Source organism: Thermodesulfovibrio hydrogeniphilus (genome assembly GCF_054657355.1).
Map to the genome: position 1 here is coordinate 458,070 of NZ_BAAHYW010000001.1, position 12,943 is coordinate 471,012.

The window sequence follows — 12,943 nt, forward strand, 5'->3', positions numbered from 1 at the left end:
AATTTAGTATAAAATAAATTATGTCAAAAAGACTTCTTATCACAGGTGCTACAGGCTTTGTGGGAAGATATGTTGTAAAAGAGGCTCTTAAGAGACAATACGAAGTTTGCCTCATTGTAAGAAATCCTTCAAAAGCTAAGGCACTTTTTGGAGAAAGTGTTAATGCCTTTGCTCTCAAAGAATTTACTGACTTAAATTCTTTGAGACAAATTATACAAAATATAAGTCCCGATTATGTCATACATCTTATTGGAATTATTCAGGAGGACAAAGGCAAAGGTGTTACTTTTCATAAGGTTCATTATGAATATCCAAAGGCTTTGTACACTGTGCTTAAGGATTTTCCCATAAAAAAAGTAGTTCATATGAGTGCTCTTGGAGTTGATGAGCAAGCTCCTTCAAAGTATCATATTACAAAACTTATGGCTGAAAAAGAGCTTATAAAAAGCGGACTTTCCTATGTTATACTTCGTCCTTCAGTAATTTTAGGTCCTGAACAACTTTTGTTTGTAAGGCTTAACGAAATTCTTTCAAAAGTGCCTTTTTTTATTTTCCCAGATATAAAAGGATATAATTTTCAGCCAATTGATGTAAGGGATGTGGCAGAAAGTTTTTTAAATGCTCTGGATTGGCAGGACAACTCAGTGTTTGAGCTTTGCGGAGACAGAAAAGTGACTCTTGGTGAGATGGTTAAAGATTATGCAAAAAACAGAGGAAAAAGAGTATTGTTTTTGCCGGTTCCGAAAGGATTTTTAAAAATTTTTGTTCCTGAACAATACAAAATGATGTGGAGGGACAATGTATGTGGATATTCAAAAGAGGCAAAATCAACTGAAGAAATTCTTATGAGAAAACCAATTCCTTATTATGAATCAATAAAATGGTCTGCCACTAATCAATAATCTCTACTAAAACTTCTTCACCCTCTGCTATCCCAAGAAGTTCTGCAGCTATATGTAAAATTCCATCTGCTTTCACAAGGCTCATTATAAGTCCTGATTTACTAAGAAGTGGTGTTGCCAAAAGTGTTCCATTTTTTTCTTCTAATGAAACTCTTATAAAATCTTCTCTTCCTGCCTGTGAATGAATGCTTCTTGCAAGGCGAGCTTTAATGAGTTTTTTGAATTTTTTATCCTTTAATCCCATCATGTGTTCAATTACAGGTCTTACAAAAAGTTCAAAACAAATATAGACAGCAACAGGATGTCCCGGAAGTCCAAAAACAGGCTTTCCATTGCATACTCCAGCAATAATTGGTTTTCCGGGTTTTATTGAAACCCCATGAAAAAGAACTCCCGGAGAACCAAGCTCATCAATTACCTGAGCTGTCATATCTTTCACACCAGCACTTGTCCCTCCAGTAATAAGAACAACATCTGCCTTTTCATAAGCTTTTTGAACAGTCTCTTTTATCAATTTGTAATCATCCTTTACAATTCCCATTTTGATTGGCACTGCTCCAGCATCTGTTGAAAGTCCAGCAAGGGTAAAGGAATTCACATCCCTTACTTTACCCGGAGTTACTTTTTCAGTGTGTGGAACAATTTCATCACCTGTTAAAATGATTGCAACTCTTGGTTTTACAGCAACTTTTACTTCAGCTATGCCAACTCCTGCAAGACCTCCTATATCTTGAGCCCGAAGCCTATGTCCTGCAGGAATGATGAGCTCACCTTTTTTTACATCCTCATCCTTAAAAATTACATTTTCCCAAGGAGATACACTTCTTAACACTTCAATCATGTCTGAAGACACTACATTAACATGTTCAAGCATGACAACCGCATCTGCTCCTTCAGGAAGCATACCTCCTGTTGCAATGGAAGCTGCTTCTCCAATATTTAATGAAAAATCAGGTATAGCTCCCATAGGTATATCGCCTTTAAGAGTAAGGTAAGCTGGAGAAGTTTCTTTAGCACCGAAAGTATCGGATGCTCTTACAGCAAATCCGTCAACTGTTGAGCGATTAAATCCCGGTAAGTCTTCAGGAGCAAAGATATCTTTGTATGTAACTCTTCCGTATGCTTCTTCAATTGGAACTGTCTCAGGAGGCAGGCATTTAAAGGGAATTTTTTCAATGATAAGATTTAAAGCATCTTTAGGAAGGAGATATTTTTTATCAAGCATTTTTTATTATACCACATGCAATCCATTGCAGGTAGCAGAGAAATTATTTCCCAAAAATAGCGATAGAAATCCAATAATTGGTATAACCATTTGAAAATTAAGTATTTTTTGCTGTCATTGCGAGCATCCGAAGGATGCGAAGCAATCTCTACTTTGTTTTTTAATAAAGCCTTATTAGAGACTGCTTCGCCCCAGATTGCCACGCTATCGCTCGCAACAGGGGGGCTCGCAGTGACGAGTGTCTATCTCTACTTTTCGATTTTGGTAAAAGTTGAATTTGTCGTGTATAATATATTTAAAACTACAATGGAGGCTTGATATGATTGAAAAGGATAAGGTAGAGAAAGTTTTAGGCAAAATAAGGGTAGGACTTATGGCTGATGGTGGTAACATTGAACTTGTTGACATCAAGGACAATGTTATTTATGTAAAATTAAAAGGTGCATGCGGAACATGTCCAATGGCTACTCTTACTCTTAAAAACTGGGTTGAAAAAACATTGAAGAGCGAGATACCGGAAGTCAAAGAAGTCGTAGCTGTCTAAATGGAATGTTTAGATTTTTAATAATTTTTTTTCTGCTGTTTACCATAACAGCAGCTTTAGCTGAAGAAAAAGTTCAAATAAAAGATATAAGATATTACGCAATTTCAAATGGAATAAGGACAGTAATTGAAACTTCTGGAGTTGTTGAATTTACAAAGGGACAACTAAAAAATCCTGAAAGGCTTTTTTTTGATTTCAAAAATGCTACCATTGGGTCTGAAATAAAAAAAGAATTTTTTGTAAACATCTCCTCTTTAAACAAAATTCGCATTGGACGTTTTGACATCAATACAGTAAGAGTTGTATTTGACCTGACTGATTCCAATTATCAATTCAAAGTCATCCAGCTTGAGGACCCTTACAGAGTTGTCATTGATATATATCCTACTCAGCATGAATTAGGTTCATTCAAAGAGGAAGAGAAAGAGAGAGACATTCCACACTCTAAAAATATAGTCAAAAGAAAAATCGTAATAGATCCAGGACACGGTGGTCATGACCCCGGAGCAATAGGACCAAACGGTCTCAGAGAAAAGGATGTTGTGCTTGATGTTGCTCTGAAAGTCAGAGACTTGATGAAAAAAAAGCTCCAGTATGAGATAATCCTCACCAGAGACTCAGATATTTTTATTCCCCTTGATAAAAGGGCAGAAATTGCAAATAAAGCAGAAGCAGACCTTTTCATATCAATCCATGCAAATGCAGCACCAAATAATCATGCAAGAGGAATTGAGACATATATCTTAAACTGGACAGACGATGAACAGGCTATAAGAGTTGCTGCAAGGGAAAACGCTATATCGGTGAAAAAACAGAAACAACTGAAGGGAGAACTTGGAATTGTTCTCGCATCCCTTGAAAGGGAGGCAAAGAGAGACAAATCAGTTCATATTGCAGGATACCTTCACAACTCCATTGTTAGCAATCTAAAGGCAAATTATTTAAGGCATGATAATGGCTTAAAGCAAGCCCTATTTTATGTTTTAGTAGGTGCAAAAATGCCATCTTGCCTTCTTGAAATTTCATATATCAGCAATCCTGAAGAAGAAGCTTTACTATCAGAAGAGTCATACAGGCTGAGCATAGCAAAGGCAATTGTTGATGGCATTGAAAACTATTTTTCCAAATCAAACAAAGTAAAGCAGGTTAAATACACAGATAACTTTCTTAATAGAGCAGATAGCAAGAAAAATAAATCTTCAAAATCAAATAGGTTATAGATGGATATACTTATCAAAAATGCCAACATAATTGATGGCACTGGAAAAGCTATATTTAAGGGAAACATTGGGATAAAGGACAAAAAAATCCTTTATATCGGGAAAGAAACTTTCAAGGCAAAAAAAGTCATAGAAGCTGGGCAATATCACGTAACTCCGGGCTTTATTGACACCCACTCCCATTCAGATTTTACTATCCTTGCAGATGCGAGGGCTGAAGGAAAGATAACTCAAGGGATAACAACTGAGATTAATGGAAATTGCGGACTTTCAGCATTCCCAATGTTTGGTGAGGCTCTTGAAAGAAGGCTTCCTGAACTGAAAGCATTAGGACTTAAAAGCTGGCAAACTGCTGATGAGTATTTATCTTTAATTAAAAAAGCAAAACCAGCTGTTAATGTTGCTTTTCTATGCGGGCATGGAAATTTAAGAGCCTGCGTTATTGGATACAAAAATAAACCTGCAAATAAAAAACAGATTGCATCCATGAAAAAACTTTTAAAAGAGCAACTCAAAAATCATATTATCAAAGGAATTTCAACTGGACTTATTTATCCACCGGGAATGTTCGCTGATACTGAAGAATTAATTGAAATTTGCAAACTACTTAAGCCTTACAAAGGAATTTACACAACCCACATGAGAAGTGAAGGTGAGAGACTTCTTTCAGCAGTTGAAGAAACAATATTAATTGGAAGAAAAGCAAATGTTGCAGTTCATATTTCCCATCTTAAAACATCTGGTAAGGAGAATTGGTGGAAGATAGAAAGTGTTTTGCAAGCAATAGAGAATGCTCAAAAGGAAGGAATAAAAATAACTGCAGACAGATATCCTTATACTGCCTCTGCAACTGACCTTGATGCTTTTCTTCCAAACTGGACAGTAGAGGGAAGCAGAGATGAAATTATTGAAAGACTTAAAAACAAAAGTGTAAGAGAAAAAATAAAAAAATACTTAAAACAAAGAGGCAAAGAGTTCCTTGATGCTCTTCAAATATCAGATGTTGCCTTTGAAGGAGACAAATCTTTTGAAGGAAGGCGAATTGGTGAGCTTACAACGCTTGAGAATGCCTCTGATTTTATATGTGACCTTCTTATTCGTTCAAATCTTTATGTTGGAGTTATTTATTTTGGAATGAGTGAAGAAAACTTAGAAAAAATAATGTCAAAACCTTATGTCATGATAGGAACAGACAGTTCTGCAAGATGTTCCTCTGGAGTGACTGCCCAAGGAAAGCCTCATCCAAGAGGTTTTGGAAGCTTTCCAAGATTTTTAAGAAAATATGTTTTTGAAAAAAAGATAATGAGCATTGAGGAGGCAATTAAAAAAATAACCTACACTCCAGCAAAGACATTCAGAATTAAAGAAAGAGGACTAATTCGTGAAAATTATTTTGCAGACATTGTAATATTTGACCCAAATGAGATACAGGATTTGGCAACATTTGAGGAGCCCTTTAAAATTTCAAAGGGAATAAAATATGTAATTGTAAATGGAGCAATATCAGTCAAGGATGGAGAGCTAACTGGAAAAAGAGCTGGAATGATTGTATGAAAACAGTTGCAATTACATTTAGCATTGACGAGAAAAAACAGTGGTTAAACAGAGATTACATTCAAAAAATTTTGAGCATAGGTTTTATGCCTTTTATAATCACGCCTGATATGCTTCCTTTAAAAAATGAAATCATAAATAAAATTTCTGCTCTTGTTCTGTCCGGAGGTGGTGATATTAATCCAAAATTCTATGGAGAGGGAAATCTTGCATGTAAGAACCTTGTTCTCGATGAAAGAGTAGAGGCAGAGATGGAACTTTTAAAATTATTCATTCCCACAAAAAAGCCTGTTCTTGGAATATGCTTTGGAATGCAACTTATGAATGTATTTTTTGGTGGCACCCTTTACCAGCACATTGAAGGACATTCTCAATGTCATCACGAAATTGAAATATTTGAAGATTTTCCCTTAAAAAAAGGTATATTCACAGTAAATAGCTCCCATCATCAAGCTGTAAAAGATATAGGCAAAGGATTAAAAGTTTTTTGCAAAGCCCTTGACGGAATAATTGAAGGCTTTTACCTTGAAGACCATCCTTTTTTCGTAGGAGTCCAGTGGCATCCTGAAAGGGATGAGGGAGAAATCTCAAAGACCCTTTGGCAAAATTTTGCAAAAACGATACAATAAATTATGAGTCCCACAAGAAAATACAGAGTATCAATTGAAAGAAGTTTTTACATTTGGATTTTGCTTTTTTTCATAGGAATACTTCTTTATCTTAATTATCAGATTCTTAAGCCCTTTTTTGCCTCTGGTGGGTGGGCAATTGTTATTGCTTTGGTTTTCCATCCAATTTTTGATTTTCTTCAAAAATATCTAAAATACAAAGGACTCTCTGCTTTAATTACAATCATTTTAGTTGCCATACTCTTTCTCTTTCCCTTTGTAATAATCTCCTATCAGATAATACTTGAAGCAGGAGATTTAATAAAAAAAATTGACTTACCAGAACTAATCAATAAAATGACTCAAAATCCTTTCATCGCAAAGGTATTTGAAAAACTGAGCTTCATAACAGGTGGAAACACAGAAGCTTTACAAAATCTTATAAAAAACGAAATATCAGGACTTATGAAGGAAAGCGCTATAAGAATTGCTCATGGTTTCGGAGATATTATCAACTCTGTCATAAACATTGTCTTAACGTTTTTTATTGCATTCTTCTTTTTGAAGGACGGAGACAAATTTGTAAGAAAAATCATAGAATTTCTTCCCTTTGCAGAGTCTGACAAAGTTGCCATAAGAAATCAAATTAAAAACATCATATACACAACTTTCTATGGAGGAATACTGATTGCAATCCTTCAAGGAACGATTTTAGGAATCACATTTTACGCTCTTGATATGCCATCAGCTACACTTTGGGGATTTGCAACAGCTATTGCTTCCTTTATACCAGTATTAGGAGCATTTGCAATCTGGGGACCTGCATCCATTTATTTATTGGTTAAAGGTTACATACTTAAAGGCGTAATACTTGCCTTAGTGGGTGGACTTATTATAAGTTCCATTGACAATGTTTTAAAACCCTTAATTATCAAAGGCAGAGTTAATCTACCACTTATATTCATCTTTCTTTCTGTTTTGGGTGGAATAAAGGTTTTTGGACTAATTGGATTTATTATTGGTCCCCTAATTTTCAGTCTTTTTGTCTCATTCATTGAGATTCTTAAAAACTTTATAGGAGGTGGGGAGCATGTTTGAAAGAAAGGATTTACAAGCATTAGAAAAATTTAACTCAGAAAACACCCCCGTAGTCAGTGTTTTTCTTAATGTATCTCCTGATGCAAGAAAAAGAAGCGCATACATCTCAAAATTCAAAAATCTTGTTAAAGCTATTCCTGAGGGAAAATTAGCAAATGTAAAAGAGGATATAGAAAAAATTGAGAAATTTTTGCAAAGCGAAAGGGAATCATTTAAAAAATTCCTTGTTCTCTACAGTTGCGTTAAAAAAGGGCTCTGGCAAAGATACGATTTAAATATTGACTCTTTAAAAGAAGAACTAATTATAGAGAACACCCCTTACACAACTCCTCTTTTTGATTTATTGGATAACTATCAAAAATACGGAATTTTGCTCGTAGATAAAAGAACAGCAAGAGTTTTCCTTGTTTTTTTAGGAGATATTGAGGAGTACGGAATGGTTCATCACGAAGATGTCCCCGGAAAGCACAAAAAAGGTGGCTGGTTTGCTCTCGCAGAGAAAAGATATGAAAGGCATATTGACTATCATGTAAAAATGCACCTTAAAGATGTCCTTGAAAAATTTGGTGATTTTTTGAAAGACAGAGAAATCAGAAGACTAATTGTTGCAGGACCTGATGAAGCTTTGAGTGAACTAATGTCAATGCTTCCAGATAACATCAAACAAAAAATTATAGGAAGAGCATATATTGAAAAGGATGCTTCAAAGGAAGAGGTATTGGAAAAAGTTGCACCTATCATTGATGAGTATGAGAAATCAAAGGAAAATCTTACAGTTTCTGAGCTCATTACAAAGGCAAGCAAGAATGATAAAGCAGTCTTAGGAATTGACGATGTGCTCAAATATTTGAGGGAAAAGAGAGTGATGAAGCTTGTAATTCCAAAGGAGCATGTCATTGAAGGAGTTATTTGTCCAGAGTGCGGATTTGCAACAAACCAGCAGATTGACTGCTGCATGGAATGCGGTGGATGTGTTATGAAAAGCTACAATCTCATTGAAAGAGCAACTGAAATGGCATTGGAGCAATCAGCCCTAATTGAGGTTGTCAAAGACGAAAAAGACAGAAAAATCCTTATTCAGCAAGGAGGCGCTGGCGCATTTCTAAGATTTTGATGCGTAAATTGAGGGATTTTTAGAGATTGCTTCGCATCCTTCGGATGCTCGCAATGACAGCAAAAAATACTTAATTTTCAAATGGTTATACCAATTTTTGGATTTCTATCGCTATTTTGGGGACGATCTGAAAAGGAATTTTAAAAGGAGATTGACGAGCTTCTTTGTCAATGCAATTACTGAAATTTTTTCATTTCACTCCCTTTTCTTTGTTATCTCGACTCCTTCCTGTCATTGCAAGCTGAAGGAGTAGCATTTTTCTCGCGCTTACAACCTGTTCTGCCATTGCAAGCCCGAAAGGGCGTTGCAATCTCTTTTCCTTTATGCCCCATCCTTTCATAGCGAGTAGCGAAGGAATGCGAAACAATCCAGTTCCATATTGAAAAAACAAGATTGCTTCGGATGCTGAAGCCCTCTTGCAATAATGGGACGGAAAATGTCGCGAAATGATGTATAGAGAGAATATCTCGCAATGAAGAGTGAATAAACGACACTTGTCAAGAATTTTGTGTTTCATACGCAAATCTCATCTGAAACATTTGTTGAAGTTCATACAATACGGCAAATGGATAGAGGTTGACTACAATCGCCTTTAAGTTCATAGTGCATTGGGATATAAGAGTCCTGAGGAGTTTGAAATGTTATACTATAAAGAGGCAGGTAGGAGAATAGCATGACCTCTACACATTTAAGACATCAAAAATGTCCAACCAAAGGGGTGCATTACAGTAAAATTATTGAAAAATTATGCTACGGATTGTGGTAAAATAATTAGAAAATCATGCTAAATTACGCAATACTTACATTTTTTATAAGCTTTATAATCAATGCAATTATAATCAGGCTTTACTTTAAGCCAATAGGTGAAAGAGCTGGTCCACAGCAGTTTCATAAAAGACCAACACCGAGATTTGGCGGAGTTGCTCTTTACATTGCTTTATTGGGAGTAGTACCATTAAGCTATTTAAAAAAGGATATTTTTGCTGATTCTCTTCTCTTTCTTGCGCTTATTTCTTTTCCTGTATTTCTTTCTGGTTTTTTGGAAGATTTAACAAATAGGCTAAAGCCAAAGATTAGACTTATTTTTATGCTTTTTTCTGCTGCACTTGCTTTTTTTATTTTGGATGTAAAGGTGATAAGATTAGACATTTCATATGTTGACAGCTTGATGGCACTTACTTATGTATCTTTTCTTTTTACTGTTTTTGCCCTTACAGGAATTACAAATGCAGTCAATATAATTGATGGATTTAACGGTCTTGCAAGTATGGTGTGTTTTTGCATTCTTATGGCAATAGCTTATGTTGCTTATAAACTTGGCGATTACTACATTGTAACTTCTTGTGTGCTTTTTGCCTTTGCATTGCTTGGATTTTTCATACTTAACTATCCCTACGGATTTATTTTTCTTGGTGACAGCGGTGCATATTTAAGTGGGTTTATTGTAGGTATTTTATCTATTTTGCTTGTAAAAAGACATCCTCAAGTATCTGCATGGTTTGCATTGCTTGTTAATTTTTATCCTATATATGAGACGATTTTTTCTATTTAATAGGAGAAAATTTATAAAATCTTCATCTCCAGCACAGCCAGATTCATTACATCTTCACTCGCTTTTTTACAAAATCATTACAAAAAAAATCTTAGGTGTATCAAGATATCATTTAAGAAACAATATTACTTCTCCTTTTATGTGGATATTAAATCTCATTGCAGTGCTTCCAGCCATACTTTTCTGGAATAACACCACTATACTTATAGCTTTTACGATTTTATTTGCAGTGATTTATACAACAATTTATTGGTGGTTAATCAGAAACAGGATGCCAAAGAGTCTTAAAAGAATTTGATTCTCTTTTTAGGAAAATTTTTTGATATAATTTAAAATAATGCTTTTTGATGCTTTTGAAAAGATACTGGAGAAAACTCTGGAAGCTTTAAAAGAATGTTATAAGGAAAGGCTTGTTTCTGTTGTTATTTATGGCTCTGTTGGAAGACAGACACAAAGGTTTGATTCAGATGTGGACCTCCTTATTGTAGTAGAAGACCTTCCAAAAGGAAGATTTGCAAGGCTTGAAGAGTTTGAATGCGTTGAAAAAATGATAGAACCAGTTGTAGAAGATGTAAGAAAAATCGGTGTTCAAACTTACCTTAGTCCTGTTATAAAAACTCCTGAGGAAGTAATAAAAGGAAGCCTTCTATTTCTTGATATGGTTGAGGATGCAAAAATTCTATATGATAGGGATAATTTTTTTGAAAAATTTCTTGAAAGCTTTAGAGAAAAACTTAATAAACTTGGTGCAAGAAGAATAAAAAGAGGCAGTAGCTGGTACTGGGAATTAAAGCCAGATTACAAACCAGATGAGGTTTTCGAGATTTGACAAACAAAGACCTTGTTAAAAGTTATCTTTTTAAAGCTGAAAAAAGATTAAAAGCTCTTAAAGTTTTATATGATGAGCAAGATTACTCTGATGTAGTTAGAGAGGCTCAGGAAATTGTTGAATTATGCCTTAAAGCACTTCTTAGAGCAGTTGGAGTAGAACCACCAAAATATCATGATGTTAGTAACCTTTTAAAAGAACACAGAAACAAATTTCCTCAAATAAAAGATAATGAACTTGAAGAAATTTGCTTTATTTCAAAAAGACTTAGGAAAGAAAGAGAACTCTCTTTTTATGGAGATATTGATTTTATTCCTACTGAGGAATACACTGAAGAGGAAGCAAATACTGCTATACAATGGGCAGAATTTGTTTATAACACTTGCAAAAGAGTAATTGGAAACTAAATCTATTTTATAAAAAATTTTGTTAACCTGTTATGCGAGCCTCTTCAAGGTGCTTTTAAATCAGTCATTGCAATGAGCTTTTACCGACAAAGCAATCTCACTTTTTCTTCCTTTTCAAACTGAAAAATTGCTGCGCACCTTCATTGTTCGCGATGACAGTAAAAAAATGTTCTATTTTCAAATGGTTATATCAATTTTGGATTTACATATATTTTTGTGCTTTTGGAAATTATAATTTAGTCAACAAAAAGAGGGAGACCATGATTAGTGTGCAACTTTTAGAAAAATGGAAAAACTACCGCAGGAATTAAGAGAAGTCATTTTAGGAAGATATTAAAGAATTAAAAGAAACTGTTGCTGAACTAATTGAGGCACATAAGGCTGCTGAGAAAAGACTTACAGGAGTTGAAAACAGAGCAGAAATAGGAGAAGAAGAAATAAACTTCTTTGCAAAGGCACAGCAAAATGGAAAAGAAGTTTACATAGTTGGAGAAACAAAACTAAGACTTGACGAGACAGCAAAAAGGGAAAAAGTATTTAAGCAACTACAGAAAAAAGTTGATGCAGTAAAAAGAAGAATTTGGAGATGTTGAAGTTATCAAACTAAAATCAGAACATCGCATTCTAAAAAGCTTTCACACCCATTCATCCCTCATTCAAAATCCATACTTTTGCACCTATACTTTCCCAAAACGCCAAAATTCAAGACCTGACCCTGATAAGGTTACTCAAAATTTTCTCAGCCTTATCAAACTTTTCTAATCATCTAACCGCGCTACTCATGCCAGGTGGAAAATCGGCTAAGGCAACAATTTTGTCCCAATTATCCTTAAACCATTCTATGTTAGTTTGAAATCCCTCCTCAAATTCTACAATTGGTTTATATTTAATCAGTTGTTCTGCCTTTTCAATGGATGCAAGAAGTCTTGGTTTTGTATCCCATTTTCTTCGTTCTTTATATATTATTCCTGCAGTGCTAGCAGTAGCTTTTATAATCATCTCTGCGACTGATTTAATTTGGACTTCCCTTCCTGCTGCAAGATTGAAGCTTTCGCCTATTGCCTTTTCATAAAAGCCTGCCTTAATTAGTCCTTGCACTAAGTCTAAAACATAAGTAAAATCTCGTGTTTCTTCACCAGTTCCAGTAATAGGTAATGGTTTATTTTGCATAGCCCAGAAAATAAAATTAGGGATTACATTTCTATACTGTCCAGGAATTTCACCTGGTCCATAAGAGTTAAAAAATCGGCAATTCACTATTGGAAGACCATAGTGATGATGATAGAAATTACAATACATCTCACCAGTCATCTTGTTAATCTGATAAGGAGTTGTAAGATGCATGGATATAAAGTCCTCTTTGAGAGGTAGCTTTGGATAGGAACCATATATGGCACAACCACTTGAAGCATAGACAAATCTTTTAATCCTTGTCAGCATGGAATACTCAAGTAGCTTTATTTGTCCTATAACATCCACTTCAGCAGAAGTCTCTGGATAATCAACAGAGTTTTGATTGGCAAAAAAGGCTGCAAGATGAAAAACTATCTCTGGATTTTCTCTGAAAACCCTTTTAAGGTCAACATCACTTCTTACATCACCCAAAACAAACATTATGTTTGGAAGAGGAGTTACATTCCAGGGATCTTTGTATTTTATTGCAGAAAGATTGTCCAAAACAACAATCTTTCCACTGTCACCCACCAGCATAGAAAGAGCAATAATCAAATTGCTCCCTATTGCTCCTGCCCCACCTGTAACAAGTATCGATTTACCTTTGTAGTATGAGAATATCTCCTCACTTAAAACTCCCTCATTAAGGCATTTTTCAATATAACTCTTAACCCATTGCACTCTTTTTTCGTAGGTATTCATCTCTTTCCTCCAAAG

Annotated in this window: 15 protein-coding genes; 11 read left to right on the forward strand and 4 right to left on the reverse strand. The window is 34.9% G+C overall.

The window, feature by feature from the left end; all coding sequences use genetic code 11:
• The first annotated feature begins 20 nt into the window (after positions 1-20).
• Entirely contained in the window at positions 21-902 is an 882-nt protein-coding gene (locus ACYQ3P_RS02355; protein WP_460176352.1) for an SDR family oxidoreductase, read from the forward strand.
• Here ACYQ3P_RS02355 and ACYQ3P_RS02360 read toward each other — a convergent pair.
• Both ACYQ3P_RS02360 and ACYQ3P_RS02365 read right to left on the reverse strand, forming a co-directional pair.
• Positions 892-2,127 (reverse strand): molybdopterin-binding protein, encoded by a 1,236-nt coding sequence (locus ACYQ3P_RS02360; RefSeq protein WP_460176353.1) that lies wholly within the window; start codon positions 2,125-2,127, stop codon positions 892-894. The two genes, ACYQ3P_RS02355 and ACYQ3P_RS02360, sit on opposite strands and share 11 nt — an antisense overlap.
• Positions 2,088-2,330, reverse strand: coding sequence for a hypothetical protein (locus ACYQ3P_RS02365; RefSeq protein ID WP_460176354.1), 243 nt, complete (start codon positions 2,328-2,330; stop codon positions 2,088-2,090). The genes ACYQ3P_RS02360 and ACYQ3P_RS02365 overlap by 40 nt, the downstream gene beginning before the upstream one ends.
• A gap of 116 nt (positions 2,331-2,446) precedes the next feature.
• Between ACYQ3P_RS02365 and ACYQ3P_RS02370 the strand changes: the two genes are divergently transcribed.
• Genes ACYQ3P_RS02370 through ACYQ3P_RS02395 form a run of 6 tightly spaced genes read left to right on the forward strand, consistent with a single transcriptional unit; the run spans position 2,447 to position 8,265 of the window.
• Positions 2,447-2,671, forward strand: coding sequence for a NifU family protein (locus ACYQ3P_RS02370; RefSeq protein WP_460176355.1), 225 nt, complete (start codon positions 2,447-2,449; stop codon positions 2,669-2,671).
• Between the two features lie 5 nt (positions 2,672-2,676).
• Complete coding sequence (locus ACYQ3P_RS02375; protein WP_460176356.1) at positions 2,677-3,891, forward strand: N-acetylmuramoyl-L-alanine amidase; 1,215 nt, start codon at positions 2,677-2,679, stop codon at positions 3,889-3,891.
• Entirely contained in the window at positions 3,892-5,445 is a 1,554-nt protein-coding gene (locus tag ACYQ3P_RS02380) for an N-acyl-D-amino-acid deacylase family protein (RefSeq protein WP_460176357.1), read from the forward strand. It begins immediately after the preceding gene.
• Positions 5,442-6,074, forward strand: a complete 633-nt coding sequence (locus tag ACYQ3P_RS02385; RefSeq protein WP_460176358.1) for a gamma-glutamyl-gamma-aminobutyrate hydrolase family protein — start codon at positions 5,442-5,444, stop codon at positions 6,072-6,074. The genes ACYQ3P_RS02380 and ACYQ3P_RS02385 overlap by 4 nt, the downstream gene beginning before the upstream one ends.
• A 3-nt stretch (positions 6,075-6,077) precedes the next feature.
• Positions 6,078-7,151, forward strand: coding sequence for an AI-2E family transporter (locus ACYQ3P_RS02390; protein ID WP_460176359.1), 1,074 nt, complete (start codon positions 6,078-6,080; stop codon positions 7,149-7,151).
• Complete coding sequence (locus ACYQ3P_RS02395; protein WP_460176360.1) at positions 7,144-8,265, forward strand: baeRF10 domain-containing protein; 1,122 nt, start codon at positions 7,144-7,146, stop codon at positions 8,263-8,265. The genes ACYQ3P_RS02390 and ACYQ3P_RS02395 overlap by 8 nt, the downstream gene beginning before the upstream one ends.
• Before the next feature lie 190 nt (positions 8,266-8,455).
• Here the strand turns inward: ACYQ3P_RS02395 and ACYQ3P_RS02400 are convergent, their stop codons facing one another.
• A complete protein-coding gene (locus tag ACYQ3P_RS02400; RefSeq protein WP_460176361.1) occupies positions 8,456-8,605 on the reverse strand; it encodes a hypothetical protein in 150 nt (49 codons plus the stop codon).
• A gap of 441 nt (positions 8,606-9,046) precedes the next feature.
• Between ACYQ3P_RS02400 and ACYQ3P_RS02405 the strand changes: the two genes are divergently transcribed.
• The 4 genes from ACYQ3P_RS02405 to ACYQ3P_RS02420 are packed head-to-tail and all read left to right on the forward strand — an operon-like array spanning position 9,047 to position 11,053.
• Positions 9,047-9,817 carry an MraY family glycosyltransferase gene (locus ACYQ3P_RS02405; protein WP_460176362.1) on the forward strand — a complete coding sequence of 257 codons (771 nt, stop codon included), beginning with the start codon at positions 9,047-9,049 and terminating at the stop codon, positions 9,815-9,817.
• On the forward strand, positions 9,795-10,115 hold the full coding sequence (locus tag ACYQ3P_RS02410; RefSeq protein WP_460176363.1) for a hypothetical protein: 321 nt from the start codon (positions 9,795-9,797) through the stop codon (positions 10,113-10,115). Before ACYQ3P_RS02405 ends, ACYQ3P_RS02410 begins: the two co-directional genes overlap by 23 nt.
• Positions 10,116-10,154: 39 nt before the next feature.
• A complete protein-coding gene (locus ACYQ3P_RS02415) occupies positions 10,155-10,646 on the forward strand; it encodes a nucleotidyltransferase domain-containing protein (protein ID WP_460176364.1) in 492 nt (163 codons plus the stop codon).
• Complete coding sequence (locus tag ACYQ3P_RS02420; protein WP_460176365.1) at positions 10,643-11,053, forward strand: HEPN domain-containing protein; 411 nt, start codon at positions 10,643-10,645, stop codon at positions 11,051-11,053. Before ACYQ3P_RS02415 ends, ACYQ3P_RS02420 begins: the two co-directional genes overlap by 4 nt.
• 762 nt (positions 11,054-11,815) lie before the next feature.
• Here the strand turns inward: ACYQ3P_RS02420 and ACYQ3P_RS02425 are convergent.
• A complete protein-coding gene (locus ACYQ3P_RS02425; protein WP_460176366.1) occupies positions 11,816-12,928 on the reverse strand; it encodes an NAD-dependent epimerase/dehydratase family protein in 1,113 nt (370 codons plus the stop codon).
• Positions 12,929-12,943: the final 15 nt, after the last annotated feature.